Source organism: Gloeomargarita sp. SKYB120, assembly GCA_025062155.1.
Lineage (GTDB): Bacteria > Cyanobacteriota > Cyanobacteriia > Gloeomargaritales > Gloeomargaritaceae > Gloeomargarita.
On record JANXAM010000037.1, the window covers coordinates 1 to 20,878 of the forward strand.

Annotated in this window: 24 protein-coding genes; 16 read left to right on the forward strand and 8 right to left on the reverse strand. The window is 54.9% G+C overall.

Annotation, left to right across the window (positions count from 1 at the left end; genetic code table 11):
* Window positions 1-211 precede the first annotated feature (211 nt).
* Genes hisD through NZ705_10885 form a run of 3 tightly spaced genes read left to right on the forward strand, consistent with a single transcriptional unit; the run spans window position 212 to window position 3,433 of the window.
* Window positions 212-1,501 carry a histidinol dehydrogenase gene (hisD, locus tag NZ705_10875; protein MCS7293451.1) on the forward strand — a complete coding sequence of 430 codons (1,290 nt, stop codon included), beginning with the start codon at window positions 212-214 and terminating at the stop codon, window positions 1,499-1,501.
* A complete protein-coding gene (locus NZ705_10880) occupies window positions 1,501-1,899 on the forward strand; it encodes a universal stress protein (GenBank protein MCS7293452.1) in 399 nt (132 codons plus the stop codon). The genes hisD and NZ705_10880 overlap by 1 nt, the downstream gene beginning before the upstream one ends.
* Window positions 1,892-3,433: an AAA family ATPase gene (locus NZ705_10885; GenBank protein ID MCS7293453.1), complete on the forward strand. Its 1,542-nt coding sequence runs from the start codon at window positions 1,892-1,894 to the stop codon at window positions 3,431-3,433. Before NZ705_10880 ends, NZ705_10885 begins: the two co-directional genes overlap by 8 nt.
* On the opposite strand, the gene NZ705_10890 is transcribed toward NZ705_10885, so the two are convergent.
* Entirely contained in the window at window positions 3,428-3,817 is a 390-nt protein-coding gene (locus NZ705_10890) for a hypothetical protein (GenBank protein ID MCS7293454.1), read from the reverse strand. The genes NZ705_10885 and NZ705_10890 overlap by 6 nt on opposite strands.
* A gap of 99 nt (window positions 3,818-3,916) precedes the next feature.
* On the opposite strand from NZ705_10890, the gene NZ705_10895 reads away from it, so the two are divergent.
* The 9 genes from NZ705_10895 (at window position 3,917) to NZ705_10935 (ending at window position 12,396) form a co-directional block, all read left to right on the forward strand.
* Window positions 3,917-5,722 (forward strand): pyruvate kinase, encoded by a 1,806-nt coding sequence (locus NZ705_10895; protein MCS7293455.1) that lies wholly within the window; start codon window positions 3,917-3,919, stop codon window positions 5,720-5,722.
* 25 nt (window positions 5,723-5,747) lie between these two features.
* Window positions 5,748-6,314, forward strand: a complete 567-nt coding sequence (locus tag NZ705_10900; protein MCS7293456.1) for a hypothetical protein — start codon at window positions 5,748-5,750, stop codon at window positions 6,312-6,314.
* Window positions 6,315-6,786: 472 nt separating this feature from the next.
* Window positions 6,787-7,191: a DUF2358 domain-containing protein gene (locus tag NZ705_10905; protein MCS7293457.1), complete on the forward strand. Its 405-nt coding sequence runs from the start codon at window positions 6,787-6,789 to the stop codon at window positions 7,189-7,191.
* Window positions 7,192-7,224: 33 nt separating this feature from the next.
* Window positions 7,225-7,557 (forward strand): thioredoxin domain-containing protein, encoded by a 333-nt coding sequence (locus NZ705_10910; GenBank protein ID MCS7293458.1) that lies wholly within the window; start codon window positions 7,225-7,227, stop codon window positions 7,555-7,557.
* Between the two features lie 2 nt (window positions 7,558-7,559).
* On the forward strand, window positions 7,560-8,735 hold the full coding sequence (locus NZ705_10915; GenBank protein ID MCS7293459.1) for an LL-diaminopimelate aminotransferase: 1,176 nt from the start codon (window positions 7,560-7,562) through the stop codon (window positions 8,733-8,735).
* A 161-nt stretch (window positions 8,736-8,896) separates the two neighbouring features.
* On the forward strand, window positions 8,897-9,160 hold the full coding sequence (locus tag NZ705_10920) for a hypothetical protein (GenBank protein MCS7293460.1): 264 nt from the start codon (window positions 8,897-8,899) through the stop codon (window positions 9,158-9,160).
* A 58-nt stretch (window positions 9,161-9,218) separates the two neighbouring features.
* Window positions 9,219-10,001 carry an ABC transporter ATP-binding protein gene (locus tag NZ705_10925; GenBank protein MCS7293461.1) on the forward strand — a complete coding sequence of 261 codons (783 nt, stop codon included), beginning with the start codon at window positions 9,219-9,221 and terminating at the stop codon, window positions 9,999-10,001.
* 551 nt (window positions 10,002-10,552) lie between these two features.
* Window positions 10,553-11,440, forward strand: coding sequence for an AAA family ATPase (locus NZ705_10930; GenBank protein MCS7293462.1), 888 nt, complete (start codon window positions 10,553-10,555; stop codon window positions 11,438-11,440).
* Window positions 11,441-11,460: 20 nt separating this feature from the next.
* Entirely contained in the window at window positions 11,461-12,396 is a 936-nt protein-coding gene (locus tag NZ705_10935) for a Rho termination factor N-terminal domain-containing protein (protein ID MCS7293463.1), read from the forward strand.
* A 5-nt stretch (window positions 12,397-12,401) separates the two neighbouring features.
* Here the strand turns inward: NZ705_10935 and gcvH are convergent, their stop codons facing one another.
* Both gcvH and gcvT read right to left on the reverse strand, forming a co-directional pair.
* Window positions 12,402-12,797 (reverse strand): glycine cleavage system protein GcvH, encoded by a 396-nt coding sequence (gene gcvH / locus NZ705_10940; protein ID MCS7293464.1) that lies wholly within the window; start codon window positions 12,795-12,797, stop codon window positions 12,402-12,404.
* 4 nt (window positions 12,798-12,801) lie between these two features.
* Window positions 12,802-13,893, reverse strand: a complete 1,092-nt coding sequence (gene gcvT, locus NZ705_10945) for a glycine cleavage system aminomethyltransferase GcvT (GenBank protein MCS7293465.1) — start codon at window positions 13,891-13,893, stop codon at window positions 12,802-12,804.
* A gap of 63 nt (window positions 13,894-13,956) precedes the next feature.
* Between gcvT and grxD the strand changes: the two genes are divergently transcribed.
* A complete protein-coding gene (gene grxD / locus NZ705_10950) occupies window positions 13,957-14,280 on the forward strand; it encodes a Grx4 family monothiol glutaredoxin (GenBank protein MCS7293466.1) in 324 nt (107 codons plus the stop codon).
* Here the strand turns inward: grxD and psbV2 are convergent.
* The 3 genes from psbV2 to accD all read right to left on the reverse strand — a co-directional run bounded on the left by psbV2 (window position 14,277) and on the right by accD (window position 16,166).
* Window positions 14,277-14,765 carry a photosystem II cytochrome PsbV2 gene (gene psbV2 / locus NZ705_10955; protein MCS7293467.1) on the reverse strand — a complete coding sequence of 163 codons (489 nt, stop codon included), beginning with the start codon at window positions 14,763-14,765 and terminating at the stop codon, window positions 14,277-14,279. The two genes, grxD and psbV2, sit on opposite strands and share 4 nt — an antisense overlap.
* A complete protein-coding gene (gene psbV, locus NZ705_10960) occupies window positions 14,738-15,196 on the reverse strand; it encodes a photosystem II cytochrome c-550 (protein MCS7293468.1) in 459 nt (152 codons plus the stop codon). The genes psbV2 and psbV overlap by 28 nt, the downstream gene beginning before the upstream one ends.
* Window positions 15,197-15,257: 61 nt before the next feature.
* The gene (gene accD / locus NZ705_10965; GenBank protein MCS7293469.1) at window positions 15,258-16,166 is read right to left on the reverse strand and encodes an acetyl-CoA carboxylase, carboxyltransferase subunit beta; all 909 of its coding nucleotides are present in this window, start codon (window positions 16,164-16,166) and stop codon (window positions 15,258-15,260) included.
* A 112-nt stretch (window positions 16,167-16,278) separates the two neighbouring features.
* Here accD and NZ705_10970 point away from each other — a divergent pair, with 112 nt between their 5' ends.
* Window positions 16,279-17,871: a DUF1957 domain-containing protein gene (locus tag NZ705_10970; GenBank protein MCS7293470.1), complete on the forward strand. Its 1,593-nt coding sequence runs from the start codon at window positions 16,279-16,281 to the stop codon at window positions 17,869-17,871.
* A gap of 34 nt (window positions 17,872-17,905) precedes the next feature.
* A complete protein-coding gene (gene lepB / locus NZ705_10975; GenBank protein MCS7293471.1) occupies window positions 17,906-18,481 on the forward strand; it encodes a signal peptidase I in 576 nt (191 codons plus the stop codon).
* Here lepB and NZ705_10980 read toward each other — a convergent pair.
* On the reverse strand, window positions 18,473-19,213 hold the full coding sequence (locus NZ705_10980; GenBank protein ID MCS7293472.1) for an HAD family hydrolase: 741 nt from the start codon (window positions 19,211-19,213) through the stop codon (window positions 18,473-18,475). The genes lepB and NZ705_10980 overlap by 9 nt on opposite strands.
* 84 nt (window positions 19,214-19,297) lie before the next feature.
* Here NZ705_10980 and NZ705_10985 point away from each other — a divergent pair, with 84 nt between their 5' ends.
* Window positions 19,298-20,068, forward strand: a complete 771-nt coding sequence (locus tag NZ705_10985) for a tetratricopeptide repeat protein (GenBank protein ID MCS7293473.1) — start codon at window positions 19,298-19,300, stop codon at window positions 20,066-20,068.
* A 314-nt stretch (window positions 20,069-20,382) separates the two neighbouring features.
* Here NZ705_10985 and NZ705_10990 read toward each other — a convergent pair whose 3' ends face one another.
* Window positions 20,383-20,796 carry a DUF4351 domain-containing protein gene (locus tag NZ705_10990; protein MCS7293474.1) on the reverse strand — a complete coding sequence of 138 codons (414 nt, stop codon included), beginning with the start codon at window positions 20,794-20,796 and terminating at the stop codon, window positions 20,383-20,385.
* Window positions 20,797-20,878: the final 82 nt, after the last annotated feature.

A 20,878-nucleotide genomic window follows, 5' to 3' on the forward strand; every position in this document is an offset into this window, starting at 1 on the left:
CCCCAGCTATAACCGCGACAGCTTTCTCATAACCCCAACGGTTATGGTCGGCAAAAGAAAGCGCTTTACTAAGGTAGATGATGCCACCCTCACTTGTCAAGGGTAAGGGCGCTATCTGGGACAGTTCTTAACAGGACTTAATCAAGGCTGCTGTTTCCGGGGCGACTTGAGCTACAACAGGGAAGAGAGTAGCAGCGGGGGTCAACCCGAGATGTTACGCATTGTCACCCAAGGGGGCGAAGCCCGGGCTGAGTTGGGGCGGATCAGTCAACGCCTGGCGGACACCCAAGTGCAGGCGGAGCAAGTGCGGGACATCCTCGCCCAGGTGCGACAACGGGGAGACCAAGCTCTCGTGGATTACACGCGCCAGTTTGACCGGGTGGAATTGACCCCAGCGGAATTTCTCGTTTCCGGTTCGGAATTGGATGCGGCTTACCAGCAGGTGTCCCCCGAACTGCTGGCGGCGATTCGCCTGGCACACCAGCGGATTACCGATTTTCACCGGCAGCGGGTACCCCAGACCTGGGTGCACTTTGCCCCAGATGGCATGGTGCTCGGCAAGCGCTATACGGCGGTGGAGCGGGCGGGCGTGTATATTCCGGGCGGACGGGCGGCCTATCCCAGCACCGTGCTCATGAACTGTATCCCAGCGAAGGTGGCAGGTGTATCGCGCGTGGTGATGGTCACGCCCCCTGGCCCCGACAAAAGCGTCAACCCGGCGGTACTAGTGGCGGCTCAGGAATGCGGCGTGCAGGAAATCTATCGCATCGGCGGGGCGCAGGCGATTGGGGCGCTGGCGTTTGGCACCGAGACCATTCCCCAGGTGGATGTCATCACGGGTCCTGGCAACATTTACGTCACGCTGGCGAAAAAGGAAGTCTATGGCCGCGTGGGGATTGACAGCCTGGCCGGACCATCCGAAGTGTTGATTATTGCCGACAGCACTGCCCAGCCCCAGCACGTCGCGGCGGATTTACTGGCCCAAGCGGAACACGACCCGATGGCGGCGGCGATTTTGCTCACGCCCGATGCGAATCTCGCCCAGCAAGTGGTGCAGGCGGTGGCCGAGCAACTGGAGCACCATCCCCGGCGTTTACTGACAGAAAAATCCATCGCCCATTATGGGTTGGTGGTGGTGGTGGAATCGCTTGAGCAGGCGGCAGCGCTAGCTAACGAATTTGCACCGGAGCATTTGGAACTGGCGGTGGCCGAACCGTGGGATTTATTGCCGCAGATTCGCCATGCCGGGGCCATTTTTCTCGGGCATCACACACCGGAAGCGCTGGGGGATTATCTGGCTGGTCCCAACCACACCCTGCCGACAGGGGGTGCCGCTCGCTATAGCTCGGCCTTGAGTGTCGAGACCTTTCTCAAATCCAGTAGCATCGTCTGCGCCTCCGCAAGCGCCCTGCAACAGTTAGGCGAAGCTGTGATAGTCTTAGCGGAAACAGAAGGTTTACATTCTCACGCCGAGTCGGTGCGTTTGCGGTTGCAGTCCTAATGCTCAAAACGGTGGTGGTGGCGGTTGACGGTTCCGCGCTTGCCCAGGATGTCATCAAGCGGTTATCGTGGTTGCGCATTGCCTCTGATGGTCAGGTGCATCTGGTGTACGTCCAGCCGCCTCCCGACCCCGACCAGCCCGCCGATCTGCCGCGTCCCCATCCCGATTTATCGGTTTATCTGGAACAGTGTCGGCAGATGGTCCCCTGCGCCTGTAGTGCAGAAATGCTAATAGGCGACCCGGCCAGTGAAATCGTGCGGTGGGCGGTCACCTGCGGCGCGCAGTTGATTGTGATCGGTAGTCGGGGGCTGACGGGGTTTGAACGCATCTTGCAGCGGTCGGTGAGTGCAGAAGTGGTGGCCGAAGCCCCCTGTTCGGTGTTGGTGGTGCATGGTTGAGACATCGCCGCCCTTGATCCAGCACATGCAACAGCCGGATTTTTACCCGCATCCGGTTCAGGAAATTCGCCTGCTGCAAACCCACATTTCCTGGGTTCTATTAACAGGAGATTACGCCTACAAGATCAAAAAGCCAGTCAATTTTGGGTTTTTGGATTTTTCGACCCTGGAAAAACGCCAGCATTTTTGCCAGGAAGAACTGCGATTAAACCAGCGATTAGCGCCCCAGCTGTATCTCGAAGTTGTACCGATTACTGTTGATCCCCAGGGGTGCTATCACTTGGGCGGTACAGGGCCGGTTGTGGAATACACCGTGAAAATGCGCCAGTTTGACCAGAATGATTTGTGGCTCACCTGTTTCGAGCAAGGCCGGTTAACCACCCAGGATTTAGAAAAGTTGGGGGAACAGATTGCCCAATTCCACCAGGCGGCAGCAACCAATGACTACATCACCAGCTTTGGGGCCATTCCGGTCATCCAATCAGTTGTAGATAGTAACTACGCAGCCACAGCCACCTATGTGCAAGCCTGGGGTTTAGAAGCAATGGTGCAGGCCACTAAAGCCTTTACCGACCGCTATTTCCATGAACACGCCGACTGGTTTATCGAACGCCAGCAGCAGGGTAAAATTCGGGAGTGTCATGGGGATTTGCACCTGTTTAATATTTGTTTCTTCCAGGGCGAAATCTGCGTTTTTGATTGCATTGAATTTAATGATGAATTTCGCCTGACCGATGTAGCCTATGACGTGGCGTTTTTGGTGATGGATTTGGAGTTTCGGGGGCGGCGGGACCTGGCCTATGCCTTTTTGAATCGTTACTTGGAGCTAACGGGTGATTATTTGGCGGCGCGATTGTTACCCTTCTATTGCAGCGTGCGGGCCTATGTGCGGGCGAAAGTCAATTCCTTTTTATCCAGTGACCTGGGGGCGCCGGCATCCCTACGACAAGACGCCAAACAGGCAGCTATTGCCTACTACCAGGCCGCCTATGGTTATAGTCAACCGACGCGACCCAAATTGTTTTTGATGACAGGGCTATCGGGGTCAGGAAAATCCACCGTGGGACGCTACTTGAGTCAAACCTACGGAGCGATTCAGATTCGTTCTGATGCAGTGCGCAAGCATCTAGCCGGCGTGCCCCTATACCAACGGGGTGGCCCAGAGATATATACGTCAGAAATGTCGGCGCGTACCTATGCGGAACTTTTACGATTGGGCGTGGAGTTACTTCGCCAAGGTCAATCGGTCGTTTTAGATGCTAAATACGACTGGGTACAATCGCGGGGTGAAGTGCTCAACGCCGTCAAGGATTTAGCGGTAGATGTGCATATCATTCACACGCATGCCCCGGTAGAAACCCTGCGGGAACGATTGCAACAACGCACGGGCGATATTGCTGATGCAACAGCAGATTTATTACCCCAGCAACTGGCGGAATGGGAGCCCTTTACAGAGCGAGAACTTGCCTACGTGATAACGATTGACACCACCCAAGCGCCGGCCATTTGGCAGCAGCAATTGCAAGGGTTATGAACGATGTCTAGGGGGACGATAACCGCTTTTCAGAGCCTCGCGCAGCGCCGACCAATAGCCCAGTTCAAACCACAGCCATGTCCAGCTAAAAAAACAGATCACCGTAATACCCCATTGAGCACCAAAGGATAGGGGCATCCATAACGGCGCCAGACGAAAGCCTAGGAGATAAGCCATTGGAATACCAGCAACATTGTGCGCCCACCAGAAAAACGCCATATACAGACCGCCCAATTCCAACCCTCCGGGCAATTCTCGGTTGGATATACGGAAGTAAGCTTCGATCAAAGGCTGGCCGGGCAAACCAGGGCGGCCAATGATGGCAAACATGGTCGTTGCTGTGACGCCATGCACAAACATTTTTGTCAGTTCTAGCGTCGTCATTCCCTTGGCAAAGTTAAATTTATTGTTAATTCTATCGAGCGTTTCTGGGCGTTACAGGCACTACTATGGGTAGATAGGGCAATCGCAAAGGCTGGAAAGATGGCGGCATCTTTCGCAGATTTAATTCAACACATCACCCAACTCCGCGACCATGCACTTTATTTGGAAAACGCTCACCAGGATGTTGTGGCAAAAGTTGCCCCTGCTTACCAGGCCAGCGCCCGCAATCTCCTGCACTATCTCGCCCTGCGACAACATGATGTCCGCGAATTGCAAGACGAATTGGCGGCCCTGGGGTTGAGTTCCCTGGGGCGATGCGAAGCGCACACGCTGCACACGTTAGAGCAGGTGCTTAGAGCCTTGCATTGCCTGGCGGGTCGTCCTTCCCCACCTGAAGTGGCGGTTTCACCAGTCACCTTTGCCGACGGTCAACGCCTGCTCAAAGACCACAGCCGGGAATTGTTTGGGGAACCGCCAGCCGGTCGTCACCGCCATATCATGGTCACGATGCCGACGGAAGCTGCCACCCAACCGCAACTGGTCGCCCAACTGCTGGCAGCCGGTATGGACATCATGCGGATCAATTGCGCCCACGATGAACCGGCCATCTGGTTGCGTATGATCGAAAACCTGCGGCAAGCCCAGCAACAACTCGGTCGCCCTTGCAAAGTTTGTGCCGATTTGTGCGGCCCGAAACTGCGGACGGGTTCCTGGCCAGGCGTGCAAGTCCTGAAACTGCGTCCCAAGCGGGATTTGCGGGGAAGGGTGGTGGCGCCGGCGCAGGCGTGGCTAGTCGCTGAAGACGCGCATCCCTCGGGCATGACGGGGCCGGTGATCCCGGTGCAGGGGGACTTGGTGGCCCAGGCGCAGGGGGGGGACGAGATCACTCTCAAGGATGCAGCGGGGCGTCATCGTTGCTTACGGGTGGTGGCCGTCCAACCGGGTTGCGTGCAGGTGACCAGCGAACGAACGGTTTACCTGGAGACAGGCCTGACGCTGAAATTGCAACGCCGGGATGAACGGTTGGATGTGACAGCGCAAATCGGATTTCTACCACCTCGTTACGAAGGGATTTCCTTGCAGGTGGGCGACGTGCTGCGCCTGGTGCGGGCAACGGAAGCAGCCGACCCTACAGGCCATCCCCCAACGATTCCTTGCGACCTCGGTGACGCCTTCACCGCAATACAACCGGGGCAGCGGATTTGGTTTGACGACGGCAAGATAGGCGGGCGGGTGGTGACCAACGATGGTCAGTCCATTGGCGTGGAAATTACCACGACGCGACCGGGGGGTGATAAGCTCCGGCCAGAAAAGGGCATTAATTTGCCAGATACCGACCTGAACCTACCAGCACTCACCCAGGAAGACCGCAAGAACCTCGCTCTTCTCGCGCCCCATATTGATTTAGTCGGCTTATCGTTTGTCAGGACACCCGACGACGTGCGAACACTCACCCAAGAACTCAGCCGGCTCGCCGCCGACCATGTGGGCATTATTCTCAAAATCGAAAACCACCGGGCGTTTGAAAATTTGCCCTGGTTACTGCTGGCCAGTATGGAACGACCGCCAGTGGGCGTGATGGTGGCGCGGGGCGACCTTGCGGTAGAAGTGGGCTTTGAGCGCCTGGCCGAAGTTCAGGAGGAAATTCTCTGGCTGTGTGAAGCGGCACACGTGCCTGTTATCTGGGCCACCCAAGTGCTGGAGTCCATGGCCAAAACGGGGATGCCCTCCCGCGCCGAAGTGTCGGATGCCGTGATGAGTGAACGGGCTGAGTGCGTCATGCTCAATAAAGGCCCTTACATTGTCGAGGCCACGCGGTTTCTGGTGGATGTACTGGAGCGAATGGCGGCTCACCAGGCCAAAAAACGCGCTCGCTTGCGCTCCCTGGCCGTCGCCCGGATTTAGTTCGTTGTAGGAAAGGGGTGCGCCAATGAGTGACTTTTACTGCGCTGGTATGACCATCACGGCCTACGAATTACCCAGTGGTTTGTATGAACAATTATCCCAGCTTCTCCAACAGGAATGTAGGTTAGGCGAAGCTGCGAGCGGTCCCCCTTTTGTGCGCGATATAAAACTGTTTCAGAAACCAGGTTATCGTGGTTTAGATTGGGATTTCATAAAGGTGAGACATTTACGAGACCTGTTCACCTGGGTCAAGTCCATCTACCCGGAAGTGTTGGCGTATATTCAACTGGATGACTACTGGGACGAACTGGATATTTTTCGTAATGCACAGACGCAATCACCGGATGAGTTTTGGGCATTTTTGCGGGGATTATTTTTGGCCGAAGCCTACAGCAACAGCCGCCATGTATCCGATCAAGATGCTCTGTTGAATGAGCTGCGGCGGGTTCTGCAAACCGATTTGGGAGATGCAGCGTACCCCATTTCAATCTACTGCTTGACGGACGCCGAGAACGAAAACACTGCTTTTGCGCCCTACGTATCGGTCGGCCACCGCTGTATGATTGTCACGCTCCGGCAATGGGTGTTGTAGGTTACTCAACGCCAGCAATTGGCCAAATCTCCAGTTGATGCCGGCGGAGATCAATGCTGGCAATCCCGTTTTTAATTTCCCAGGACAAAATTTGGTCAATCCCATTTGAATAAGCCTCTGGAGCTGACAGGAGCAATTTGCTGCTGGAATCGCTCCGGTGTCACCGTTGCCAGATTGGGTAACTCAAAGTTGCTTGGCATGGATGGGGCACCAGAAGGGTAATCAAGGTAGTCAAACGATACCATCGCGCCCATCTCCAGACCCGTTCCCCCAGCGCACGTGGAGCTTCAACCTGTTCTGGCTGAGCTGGCAAACGTTGCAGATAGTGAGCGTGACATTGGGTTGCTGGCGCAAGCGCAGGGTCAAACGCGGGGCGAGGCTACGATGCGCCTTCCCGGCCACTTCGCCAAGGCAAGAGTTTTTTCCAGGTGGGCCGTGCTAGAGTAGGGGCGGGTTGCCATGTCTGTACAAGATGGATATTCTGGACACGTTAAAAGCCGATTACGCCCGCTTTCCCCACGACCAGACCTACAGTATTTACGCCGAGGACATTGTCTTTGCCGACCCGATGATGCGGGTGCGGGGGCGTAAGAACTTTCAGGGGATGATTCAGTTTCTGGCGAGCTGGTTTCGGGACATTCGCCTGGATTTGCATGCCATTCATCAAGACGGGCCGGTGATTCACACCCGCTGGACCATGAGCTGGACGGCGCCCTTGCCCTGGCAACCCCGCGTGACGGTGACGGGCCGCAGCGAGCTGACTCTCAACGCGCAGGGTTTGATTCAGCAGCAGATTGACTACTGGGATTGCTCCCGGTGGGAGTTGCTCTGCCAGCATTTCCCGTTTGCATTGGGACGCCCAAATCGCGGACAATAGGACTAGAACAGTTGGTGATTTTTGTTACGGTTTATGACAGGGGCGCCGGTGGCCATTCGGGATGAAGCTTTTACAACGGAAGTCGTCCAGGCGAAAGCGCCGGTATTGGTGTACGTGTGGGCGGAGTGGTGTGGTCCCTGTCGCTTGATGACCCAGATTTTGACCCAGATGGCGCCCCAGTGGGAAGGACGATTGAAGATGGTGAAAATGCACGCAGACGAAAATCCGGAAACCGTGAAGAACTATCAAGTGACTGGCATTCCGACGTTGTTGCTCTTCCGGGACGGGCAACTGGTCTGGCGGCACGAGGGCGTGTTGAACCAGGCCAAGCTGGAGCAAGCCTTGGCACAGCACATCGGGGGGTAGTCATGGTGCGGTTGGCGGAACGGCTGGCGCCCCTGACGCGCAATGTGTTTGCCGACATGGACCAGGCCAAGGCCCAGGCGGCGGCTCAGGGAATAGACGTGATTGACCTGTCGCTGGGGTCGTCAGATTTGCCCACGCGCCCGGAGATTCTGGCGGTGATTGCCGAAGCGTTGCAGGATACGCGCACGCACGGGTATGTGCTGTTTCACGGGACGCGGGAATTTCGGCAAGCGGCGGCCACCTGGTATGAACGGCGCTATGGGGTAGCGGTGGACCCGGAAACGGAAGTGTTGCCGCTGATTGGCTCCCAGGAAGGGACAGCCCACTTACCCTTGGCAGTGATGAACCCAGGGGATTACGCCATCTTGCTCGACCCTGGTTACCCGTCCCATGCGGGGGGCGTCGCGTTGGCCGGTGGCCGGATGTATCTTTTGCGCCTGCGGGCGGAACAGGGATTTTTGCCGGATTTTGGTCAGGTTCCCAGCGAAGTGCTACAACGGGCGCGGCTCCTGGTGTTGTCCTATCCCCACAACCCAACGACGGCAGTGGCGGACTTAGCGGTGATGGAGGCCGCTGTGGACTTTTGTCGGCGCTATGACCTGGTGCTGTGCCACGACTTTCCCTATGCGGATTTGGTGTTCGGCGAGACCTTGCCCCCGTCGGTGTTGCAGGCGGACCCAGAAAAACGGGTGAGCATTGAATTTTTCAGCCTGTCCAAGTCCTACAACATGGGGGGCTTTCGGCTGGGCTATGCCATTGGCAATCGGGAGTTAATCCTGGCGCTGCGGCGGGTCAAAGCAGTGGTGGATTTCAACCAGTACGCTGGGATTTTGCGGGCGGGGACGCGGGCGCTGCTGGGCGACCAGACAGGAGTGGGGGAGACGGTCAACACGTTTCGGGAACGGCGAGATGCGTTTGTAGCGGCGTTGCATCGCATTGGCTGGCAAGTGCCGGTTCCCCAGGCGACGATGTACGTGTGGGCGCCGTTACCTCCAGCCTGGGCGGACCGTTCCCTAGAATTTTGCCAGCATCTAGTCCAGAAAACGGGCGTGGCGGTTTCACCTGGCGTCGGCTTTGGCCCTGGCGGCGAAGGGTATGTGCGATTTGCGCTGGTGCATCCTCCAGCCCGTCTCCAGGAAGCGGTCAACCGGATGGCAAGCTGGCTAGGGATGGGCTGACCGCCAAGCCCCTTAAGGATTTTTTAATAATTCTTTACCCTTGCATTTTTCCGCAACCGCCGAAACCCCTATTCCATCTAGCGTGCCTTTATATATCGTAAACGTCCAAATTATAAAAAAATTCTAAAATACAGGATTAGGGAATACCTAAAAAAGCGAAGGTGCCCATCATGTACGACATTGAGCGATTACCGGCACCTGGCACGGTGATCTACGTAGCGGGTCAAGACCACTGTTTGGAGTTGTTATCGGGCGCCTGTTGTCGTCTAGTGCAAATGCAATGGGGATGCGTTCCAGCTGACCCACCTGGTTATAGCAGTTACTGGGTGCGGCCCCTAGGCGGTCAACGGCAATTTTGGCTACAGCTACCCTGGGCGGATGTGTTAGATCATCTGTACACGGTAGGAACTAAAGACCCCGATTAGCCCCTGTGCGGTTGCATGGGTGACCCAAAATTGGGTAAAACCAAGTCAGTTTCTCGTCTTGACCGATGCAGTGACTTCACCCCTGTTGCAGGCCGTCAACTTATCCAAGCGTTTTGGGGGGCTACTGGCTGTCCAGGGGGTTTCGCTAACGGTGAACCCAGGGAGCATTACGGGTCTCATCGGCCCCAACGGTGCCGGCAAGACTACGCTGTTCAACCTGCTGGCGGGTTCCTTGCGCCCTGACAGCGGCCAGGTGTTCTTTCAAGGCCAAGACATCACGGGGTTGCCGCCCCATGTCATCTGTCGCCGAGGTATGGTCCGCACGTTCCAGGTGGCGCGGGTGTTTAGCCGGTTGTCGGTGCTAGATAACCTGTTGCTGGCAGCTCCCGACCAGTTGGGGGAACAGATGTGGCCGGTCTTTTTTCAGCCGAAGCGCGTTGCCCAGCAGGAGCGGGAATTGCGCCAGCAAGCCATGGAAATTTTAGAGTCGGTCGGACTGGCCGCCAAAGCCCATGACTATGCGGGGTCGCTCTCGGGAGGTCAACGCAAGTTATTGGAAATGGCCCGCGCCTTGATGACCCGCCCGCAACTCATGCTCCTAGATGAACCCGCCGCTGGTGTCAATCCTACGCTCATTAACCAAATGTGCGACTACATCCAAAAGTGGAATAAAAACGGATTGACCTTTCTGATTATTGAGCATAATATGGACGTAATCATGTCGCTATGCCAGCAGGTGTGGGTGTTAGCAGAGGGGAGAAATTTGGCTGTTGGTACACCGGCAGAAATCCAAACCAATCCCATCGTCTTGGAAGCATACTTGGGGGGTGGTGAAGAATGAGATGGGTGGTATAATGCTGGGCAGCATGCGTCCTCACACTCTAAACGATAGCAATGGATTTAGCGGCTGCCCTTGAGATTTTACCCCCAGATGCTCTAGAGCCATCTGTCAGTAATGTATTTGTTGAGTCTGCCCTTTTACCATACCTAGGCTTTGAAGTTTCAGAGATTTATCCGCAGTATCCTGTGAGTAGCAGTAACAATCAAAAGACTGATTTTGCACTCAGAAAGAATACCGATACCGATATTTTTCTTCAGACAGGAAGGAACCCCTTTTTACTTGTAGAAGTTGAAAGTCGGACTACTTCCCTTGCTGAAGGTACTGCTCCCTATTGTAGGTCTGTTAATCAGCTAAGAAGACAACTTTTAGGAGACAGGTGCCGTTCTGCTCAGTGGGGTATCATCACAAATGCCAACCACATTCAATTGTTCAGGAAGCATGGGAAAGTGATATTCCCAGTAACACGTAGCATTGCATTGACCCCACAAAATGTCAATGAAGTTATCAGTGGCATTAAAGAAAGAATTTACAACCCCAATCGCGCTTTAACAGTGGCTATCTATAACAACAAGGGCGGTGTAGGCAAGACAACGACAACGATTAATCTGGGAGCAGTTCTAGCGTTGAAGGGCAAGAAAGTTCTGTTGGTTGATTTTGACTACAACCAGCAGAATTTAACTCAACGTTTGGGCATCAATCCCTGTGAAAGTTTAATATATGAGTCGATAAAAGATAGTCAAGTTAACCATCTACCATCTGCGATTATTCGGAAGAATTATAGCGCAAAGGTCAAAGACAAGGGTATTATAGATGTTTCTTTTGATGTGATTCCTGCTGATTCAAGGATGTTGACTGTGGAACAAATGCAGGAACCTGGCTACAGATTGCGGGATAAGCTTGACTTTGCACTTGGAGCCTACGACTACATTTTGATTGATACACCTCCCGGATGGCGCACTACGAACAAGCTAGTGTTCTGGGCAGCCGATGTTGTTCTGCTTCCCACTCAGCCTCACGATTGCGATTCAATTAGGGGTGCGGAAATTGCTATCGATAAATTTATACAAGAAGTACGAGATATGAAGAAAAAGGGTCTAGAGCATATATCTTCATCTTTAATAGAAGCTACACCCACGGTACTACCTATCTTTTTCAATGCCGCTGACACTCCCATAAGACAAAATGACCAACAGCATAAATATGAGGAAGAGAGTGTCGAACTACGAAGGGCAAGGAGTTTTATAGACAGCTTGGTTGAGAAGAAACCTGAACTAAAACCCTTTTTCCTACCAGGTGGTAAATTACCCCATTGTCTTCCCCATTTTGCTCATATCTCTAGCGCTGATTTTGGAGATAGACCTGCTGCTCTTTGTCACCAGTACACTTTTTCATACTATGCTTCGTTAGCCTATGCGTACTTTCTGCAAGCTGAGAGTTAGCACAAAGGGTAATAGTGACCATGATTGATGTCAGTATCATTGGTAGCCTGATGTATCTACACCTGAATGAAATTGAACCAGGTGAATCACCTGCCGTACCATCTTTCTTAATTGATGCAGCAGCAGAGTTGCTTCATAAAGCGGGAGACCGAAATTGGTTACCAATAGTAGTTAAAATTACAGGTAAAGACCGCTACCAAGTAGTAGCTAACTCATTTACGTATGCTGTAGCGAAGGCAGCAGGCTTAGAACGGGTATGGTGCGTTATTGCTGATAACAAACCAGAAACGGCATTTTTATCCCAAGTGCTGGCCCGTGAAAAAACGCCTAAAATCAACCTCTGTAGCGCTAACTGGGATGAGATCAGAGCCGGCCTGGAATATCTCCTAGAGCAGCAGCGGCTTAAGGGCGTGCAGTTGGACGTTGTTCTTAATCGCATTGCCGATGCGCCCGACCGTAAGTTTTGGACGACTTTTGACCCCATCACGAAGCTTAAATGCGGTATTACAGCGTCCAAGCTCTCAGCACTGGAAGACATCTTCTACCTCGAACCCGAACCACCTGCACCTCCACCGGAAAAAGTCAACCTTTGTACCGCCACAGCGGATGAGATTCGGGAGCGTTTGCAGTATTTGATACAGCAGTCTCGACTCAAAGGTATTGAATTAGATTTAGCAGTTGCGCGTATTGCGGAAGCATCTGACCGCAAGTATTGGTCTAAGTTTAATCCCATCACTAAGCTTGGCTGTGGCATCACCAAAACCAAGCTCAAGCTTCTTGAAGAAGTGTTCTATCTCACCCCTGAGCCGCCACCATTGCCCGCGCCTGCCGAACTGCAAGCAATGACGCTTTCCCAGTTGCGGAATCTGGCAGAAGCTCGGGGAATTGCCAACGCAGGCACCAAGAAAAAAGCTGAACTCCTGCAACTGCTTCAGCAACAGTCCTCAATTTCCTAGACAATTCAGTGACCCGCACCCCCCAACTGGGCCTGGTAATCCGCCGCCGACAACAACGTGTCCATCTCCTCGGGCTGGCTCATTTGCACCTTCAACAACCAACCGAATCCGTAGGGGTCTTCGGCAATCTTTTCTGGGGCGTCCACTAGCTCTTGATGCACCTCCGTCACTACGCCCGACACCGGCGCGTACAGGTCTGAGACCGCCTTCACCGATTCAATCGTCCCGAACCGTTCACCCTTTTGCAATTGGCTTCCCACCGACGGCAACTCCAGGTAGGTAATATCCCCTAGTTCTTCAACTGCAAACGCCGTAATACCCACCACTGCCAGACCATCCCGCAGGGCAACGTACTCATGACTCGGCGTGTAACGCAATTCGGTTGGGTAAGTGAGCGCCATGACCCTATCCCGCACGACGGTAAAACGTTCTCTTTCCTACTGTAACCGGTAACGCCTGGTCCCGAACCTGCACCGTCAAGGGGGTTCCTTCCTGTGCCCAGGCCGTGTCCACGTAGGCAAACCCAATGGGTCGCCCTAGGCTCAACGACAGGGTGCCGCTGGTGACGTGCCCCACGATGCGGTCCGTCGCCAACACGGGATAGCCGGTGCGAAAAATCCGCCGCCCCGTGCCCCACAATCCCACCAGCTTTTGCGCCACGCCCGTCTGCTTCTGGATGAGTAGAGCCGCGCGTCCCAAGAAATCGCCCTTGTGCCAGTCCACCACCCACGACAACCCAGCAGCTAACGGCGTTGTGCTCTCGTTCATATCTTGTCCATACAGGTGCAGGCCAGCTTCCAACCGCAGGACATCCCGCGCCACCAGACCACAGGGGGTCGCGCCCCGTTGGAGCAATTCCCGCCATAGCGCCTGACCGACTGACGGTTCCGCTTGAATTTCCCAGCCGTCTTCGCCTGTGTAACCCGTGCGTGCCGCCCAAACGGTCCCCAAGGGAGTGGCAAATGTCCCGTGCCCAAAGCGCGGAATGGTCGCCAGGGGCGTGTCCGTCAAAGTCTGGAAAATGGCCGTCGCCTGGGGACCTTGGAGCGCCAGCAGGGCGTAATGGAGATGCTCTAACTGGAGCGTCGGCGGCAAATGCTGTCGCAACCAGCGCAGGTCTTTGGTTGTGCAGGCGGCGTTGACAATCAATTTGACGCCCGCTTCCCCCTGGGCATAAACAATCAAGTCGTCCAAAATGCCCCCCTGCTCGTTCAACAACAGCGTGTATTTCGCCATGCCTGGCGACAGATGGGCAATGTCACTGGGAACCAACCGGTTGAGATGGACTAAAGCATCCGGTCCCGTCAGTTGAATTTGTCCCATATGGGAAATATCAAATAAACCGGCGCGTTGCCGCACCGCCTGATGTTCAACCATTAAACCTGCAAATTGCCCGGGCAATATCCAATCGGCAAATTCGGTGAGCTTGGCCTGCTGTTCATAACAGGAGCGCAAGGGGGAATTCTGCATCGGAGCCGCCACAACGGGTGTCTTCATTGTACCTAAGATCACCCGTGGTATATAATCACTGCCAGAGTTTTTCCGAGTAGGACGACGCCTATGAGACCGGAAACCCGCGACCGGATTGAATCTCTGATTAAGAACAACAAAATCATGGTGTTTATGAAGGGGACCAAACTGATGCCCATGTGCGGTTTTTCTAATAATGTGGTGCAAATCCTGAATGCACTGGGAGTGCCTTACGAAACCTTTGACGTGCTCAGTGATGAGGAAATCCGGCAAGGGATCAAGGAATACAGCAATTGGCCGACGATTCCCCAGGTTTATATCAATGGGGAATTTATCGGCGGGTCGGACATCATGATTGAGATGTACCAGTCGGGCGAACTCCAGGAGAAGATTGCGGTGGCGATGGCCTCCTAAAACTCCTTACTCCCCCAGCCAGGGGCGACCTGGGCCGCCCGCAGGATGAAAGCAGCCAATTGGGCTAGTTCTGGGTCTGCTACACTCTCGGGCGGTAAAGCGCGACAGGTATAACTCTCTTCTTGCCCGTCGTAGCTACGGGGCGCGCGCATAAACGCCATCAGCGCCGCAATATTATCACGTGGGGGCGTTGCACCCTGCAAGTCCGCCAGGGATAGGGAGACTCGCGGGTTGGGCAGCGTGGCCCCACCGACGTGACAGTTGATGCAGTTGCTTTCAAACAGGCGCTTGCCCACGCTCAAGTCTGCAGCCGTAAAGGTTTGGAGCGCGCCGCTGGCATCGGCTTTAAGGGCGACGGGTTCCCTTGCCTGGAGATAGCGCTGGACATAGGGGTCAATCCGGGCCGCCCAAGCCGGTGGTGCCGCCCACAGCCACAGCAACCAGAGCGCCCCCAGGATTAGTAATGCACCTTGCCGCCGCCCCACTGGACCCCCCGGATTTTCGGTTGGATCAGAATGTGCCCTGCAATCGCGTACAGGTCATCCTCGGTCAGGTCACGCATTTTTGGGTAAATATCGGCGCTGGCGATACTGGGATGAATCTCGGCAATGGACGTTAAACCGTCATAGCTCGTCGGGTTTTTCATGTAGTCCACCAAGGCTTCGATGTTATTGCGGGGTGGCGTGGCCAGAGCGAGGGATTCGGGGTCGAGGCCCACTGCTGGATTGGTTTTGGTAATGCCGCCTGCGTGACAGGTAGCGCATTTGGCGTTGAACAATCGTTTGCCGCGTTGTACCTGCTCTAGACTCAGGGTAACCATATCCCCCTTTTCGTTCAGGGGCACTGTGCGGGTTGCAACGTCTAACTTGACTGCCCAGGCCGGCGCAAACCAGCCCCACCACAGCCAAACCCCCAACGCTATGCACAAGCACATTCTGATCATGACTCTCCTTTGCCCAACACAACAGCCGCACCCTTTAGCTTAGCAGGAATCCGGGGGTCACATAGCGATGTCCGCCGGTTTGTTGCACAGGGCTATGCAGGCGCAACAGTTGGCCCAAAACCGGTTTTAAGCGGGTGCGCGGCACAATCATGTCCACAAACCCGTGCTGCAACAGGTATTCCGCCGTTTGAAAGTCGTCCGGCAGTTTCTCGCGCAGGGTCTGTTCAATCACGCGCCGCCCCGCAAACCCGATGAGGGCTTTAGGTTCCGCCAAGATTAAGTCCCCGAGCATCGCAAAGCTAGCGGTGACCCCGCCAGTGGTCGGATGGGTGAGTACGCTGATATAGAGCAAGTTCGCTTGCCGGTGCCGTCCCAATGCCGCCGCGGTCTTGGCCATTTGCATGAGGCTCAGCATGCCCTCTTGCATCCGCGCGCCCCCCGACGCGCATACCAAAATCACGGGCAACCGGCTCTGGGTCGCAGTTTCCACCAGGCGAGCAATTTTTTCGCCCACAACGGACCCCATACTCCCGCCCATGAAGTTGAAGTCCATCACGCCTAGGGCCACTGGCCATCCTTCGATTTGACCTAGGCCCGTCTGGATGGCGTCTTTGAGACCTGTTTTGTGCTGCATCTCCCGCAGGCGCTCGCTGTAGGGTTTGCGGTCCACAAAGTGCAGGGGGTCTGCCGGCGTCAGGTGTTCGTTGAGCGGTTGCCAGGTGTCGGCATCCACCAGTTGTTTAATCCGTTCCTGACTCGTGACGGGGTGGTGATAGCCGCACTCAGGACAGACTTTGTAGTTCAGATGTAAATCCTTGGTGTAGGTCAACGCCCCGCAAGCCAGGCATTTGGTCCACAGGCCGTCGGCAATTTCCCGCTGTTGATACTCCTGGCTCAGCGGAGCCGCCTTGGGTCGCTTGGCAAACCAGTCAAACAAACTCATGTGCCGCAGTCTTTGCCGGTCTTTTCGCATCTTAGCAGGGTCGGCGTAGGTCGGATGGGCCTCTCGGTGTGGGAAAATCCTAAAATAGCACTCAAAGTTTTTAGGTTCCCGCATGGCGATTGGTTATTTAGCGCTGGTGCTGCACGCCCACTTACCCTTTGTCCGGCACCCCGAAGCGGATTACGTTTTGGAGGAGGAGTGGCTGTATGAGGCCATTACCGAGACCTACATCCCCCTGATTCGCATGTTTGAGGGTCTCCAGCGGGACGGGATTGATTTCAAGATGACCCTGAGCCTGACGCCGCCGCTGGTGCAAATGCTGCGCGACCCCCTGCTCCAGGAGCGCTACGACCAGTACCTGGCCAAACTCGAAGAGCTAGCCGAATTGGAGATTGAACACAACCAGCACAATGGGCACATCAAGTATCTCGCTGAACACTACGCCCGCGAATTCAACCTGATCCGCCAGACCTGGGAAGACTACAGCGGGGATTTAGTGGCGGCGTTCAAAAAATTTCAAGACAGCAACAACCTGGACATCATCACTTCTGCCGCTACCCATGGCTACTTGCCCTTGATGCAGATGTACCCCCAGGCGGTATGGGCGCAATTGCAAGTGGCGGTTGAGCATTACCAAGAACACTTCGGCTGCATGCCGCGGGGCATCTGGCTGCCTGAGTGCGCCTATTACGAAGGGTTGGAACGGATGCTGGCGGATGTGGGGATTCGCTATTTCATCTGTGACGGCCATGGGTTGCTCTACGCGCGACCCCGCCCGCGCTATGGGACGTATGCTCCTATCTTTACGGAAACCGGAGTAGCCGTCTTCGCCCGCGACCACGAAACTTCGCAACAGGTCTGGTCATCGGAAGTGGGGTATCCCGGCGACCCAGTGTATCGCGAGTTCTACAAAGACATTGGCTGGGAAGCCGATTACGAATACATCAAGCCCTATATCATGCCCAACGGTCAGCGCAAGAACGTGGGGATTAAGTACCACCGCATTACCCACCGCAACTGCAGTCTCAGTGACAAAGCGCTATACGACCCCTACTGGGCCAGAGAAAAAGCGGCAGAGCATGCCGGCAACTTTATGTACAACCGCACGCAGCAGATTGGGTATTTGGCGGAACTGATGCAACGGCCCCCCATCGTGACCGCCCCCTACGACGCTGAACTCTACGGCCACTGGTGGTACGAAGGCCCCTGGTTTTTGGATTATTTGTTCCGCAAGTCCTATTACGACCAGGATGTGTACGAGATGACCCACCTGAGCGATTACCTGCGGGCGCATCCGACCCACCAGGTTTGCCGTCCCGCCCAGTCCAGTTGGGGGTACAAGGGCTTTCACGAGTACTGGCTCAACGAGACCAACAGTTGGATTTACCCGCACCTGCACAAGGCCACCGAACGGATGATTGAATTGAGCCGGCGCGAACCGAAGGACGAATGGGAATGGCGAGCTTTGAATCAAGCAGCGCGAGAGTTGCTTCTGGCGCAATCGTCCGACTGGGCGTTCATCATGCGGACCGGAACCACGGTGCCCTATGCCGTGAAACGCACCCGCTCCCACTTGCAGCGGTTCAACCGACTGTACGAAGAGATTAAAGCGGGCAAAATTGACCGCGACTGGTTGGTGAAGCTGGAACAAATCGACAACATCTTTCCTCATATCAACTACCGCGTGTACCGCCCGCTAGACTAGGTTTCATAGCCGGAGTGTTGCTAGTGGTTTGCCTATGACGAAAGTGGACAAACAACGTGCCCTCCCATCTTCGAAACCCACTGACGAAAACAGCTTGGTCGAGTGGGTCAAAACCATTGGAGTTAGCTTACTCTTGGCGTTTGGGATTCGGACATTTGTCGCCGAAGCGCGCTACATTCCCTCAGAATCCATGATGCCCACGCTACAGGTGAACGACCGGCTCATTATTGACAAAGTGACCTACGAGTTTCGCGACCCCCAACGGGGTGAAATCGTGGTGTTTCAACCAACGCCGGTGCTGCGGGAACAGGGATTTCGAGATGCGTTTATCAAGCGAATCATTGGTTTACCCGGCGAACAGGTGCAAGTGAAAAAAGGTGTGGTGTATATCAATGGCCAACCCCTAGCGGAACCCTACGTTGCTGCACCAGCGAATTACGAATATGGCCCGGTGACCGTACCTCCTGGCCATTACCTGGTATTAGGGGATAACCGCAACCACAGTTTTGACAGTCACTTCTGGGGATTTGTCCCCCGGCAAAACATCATTGGTCGTGCCGCCGTCCGATTTTGGCCTCCCCATCGCATTGGCGGCATTCCCTCACCCTAGCACCTGAATTTGGGACCAATCGTTGATGATGCTGTCGGCAAGGGGAGCGAGTTTGTGGCGCGGGTGAAATCCCCAGGCGACGGCAATGGCTGCGGCACAGCCAGCCCGCTTGGCCATTTCCATATCGACGGGGGAATCGCCGACCATGACCGTTTGGCTAGGGTCAACGCCCAGGATTTGACAGGTGTGTAGGAGCGCCTGGGGGTCGGGCTTACTGGGGGGCAGGTCAATCCCTGTGTAGTAGTCCAGCAAGTCGTGGAGTTGATTGTGGGCGACAAAGGCCTGCACGTTCGGGGAAATATCCGCTGAAAGAATCGCTTGCCGGCATCCTGCTTGCGCCAGTTGCTGGAGTACCTCGCGAGCGCCGTGGCGTAAAGGAATGGTTTGCACGCTGGGGCCTTCCCGTTCCACTTGCTGAAAAATGTCCCGCACCAGGTGCAACGCGCTTTGCCAATCCCAACCCAGCTCTGCGACATAAGCCGCTGCGGCAATTTCGTTCTCATACCGGCTTCCCGTCGCCAGCAGCCCCCCTGGTTCCAGAGCGCCGTTTTTGAACCCGAAAGCGCGTCGCAGGCGGTGAGCCACCCCCGGCGCCCTAGCCTCCAGACACTGCAGGCGTTGTTCGCCCACTTGCCGCCAGTAATCCAGCGTATCTGCCAGCGTGCCGTCCTTATCCCAGACCACTGCTTGGATATTGGGCAGGGGTAATCCGTTGAAAACCAACGTGGGCATAATGGCGCTTGAGTGTGTGACCGTTTCCAGCCTATCACCCCGTCTGGTAGGATGAAGGCGTTGGGTCGTGGGGGAGTCAGCAACATGGCAACGCCCCAGCGCTGGTGGTTGAAATTGGTCATGGTGATTGGCGGGGCGGCTTTTTTAGGGCTGGGCGTTTTGCCCTATTTAGATAATTTGCTGCCGGAGACTTCCACCTCAAAACCAACTCCCACGGATGAACGGGTCAGCGCGGCCAAAGGGTATGAACTAGTGCTGCAAAAAGACCCGAATAATACCTACGCCTTGCGCGGGTTATTGGAAATTCGCCTGCAAGAAAAAGACTTGAAAGGAGCGGTTCCCTTACTGGAGCGATTAGCGAAATTGCATCCTCAGGTGAGCGAATACGCCATTTTACTGGCCCAAACGCAGGCAGAACTTGGCGATAAAGAAGCCGCAGTGAAAACCTATCGGCAATTGCTGCAACGACAACCGGGCAATTTGCTGGCGCTCGTGGGCGTGACCGACCTGCTCGTGCAATTGGAACGCCCAGCAATGGCGGAATCCCTACTGCAACAGAGTTTGAAAAAAGTCAATCCCAAGCAAGCTGATATGACAGGGATTCAGATTCAAATGGCGCGGGTGTATCTGGCGCAGGGAAAAGTTCCACCGGCGCTTGCCCTGCTGGACCAACTCATCCAACAAAATCCCCAAGATTTTCGACCCGTTTTTGCCAAAGCCCAAACCCTCAAAGCCATCGGTAAAACCAAAGACGCCCAACCCCTATTCACTAAAGCAGCCGAGTTAGCGCCTCCCGAGCATCGCGATGAAATTAAACGGCTAGCCGCAGCAACGCCTTCTCCCAGTCCTAAGTAGTTTTTCTCTGCGGTGTTCATCAGCCGGTCATTTGGGCTGGTTACCTCTTTGGTTGCAGCGTAAAGCCTTTTGTTGGGTCTTAGCAATCTGATTTGATTTCCATCGATGCTGGCATGCCTCGGGTCACAGGGTGCAGACCCGTTCTGGTTTTTTCTACCATCTCCCTGACAGGAGAATCTGAAGCGGAGATTCCCCCTGCAACCGCCAACTAGCACCTTACAGAAATACCCGTTCTAACCTCTTCTAGAATTGCTATAGTACGAGGCTAGGTCTTTTAAACTGCGAGAATTGGCGCTTTCTTTCCCAACCAACACCTATTCAGTTGCATGGCGAGCGAACCAATTCTCTAAATCTGCGGCGCTCTGAAAATCCAGCAATGCCTCTCCTAACGCTTCCAGTTGCTCCAGCGGTAGGGATTGAATCCGCTGGGTTTGGTCAGGAGACAGGGGACCCACTTTGCGCTGAAGCAGACGTAGCACTAAAGCCACGGCTTCTGCTTGGCGACCACTCACTTCCCCTTCCTGGAAGACCTCCTGATAAAATCGCGTCTGTTGCAGCGGCGCCAAACCCAGCATCTCCATAATCCGACGGCTCTCCTGACCTGGAAATTTCCGCACCAAGGCTTCCACTACCCATTCTAACCATGGCTCTTGCGCCTGGGTGATAATTGCTCGGCCTATTGTTACCGCGTCTTCCTCTGGTGCCACAATTAAGCGCAGGAGTTCCATGCCAATATAGCTAAAATCACAAAACTTGACATAAGCTACGGATAGTTTCATTGACCAAGGATTGCAGATTTTCGATTGGACT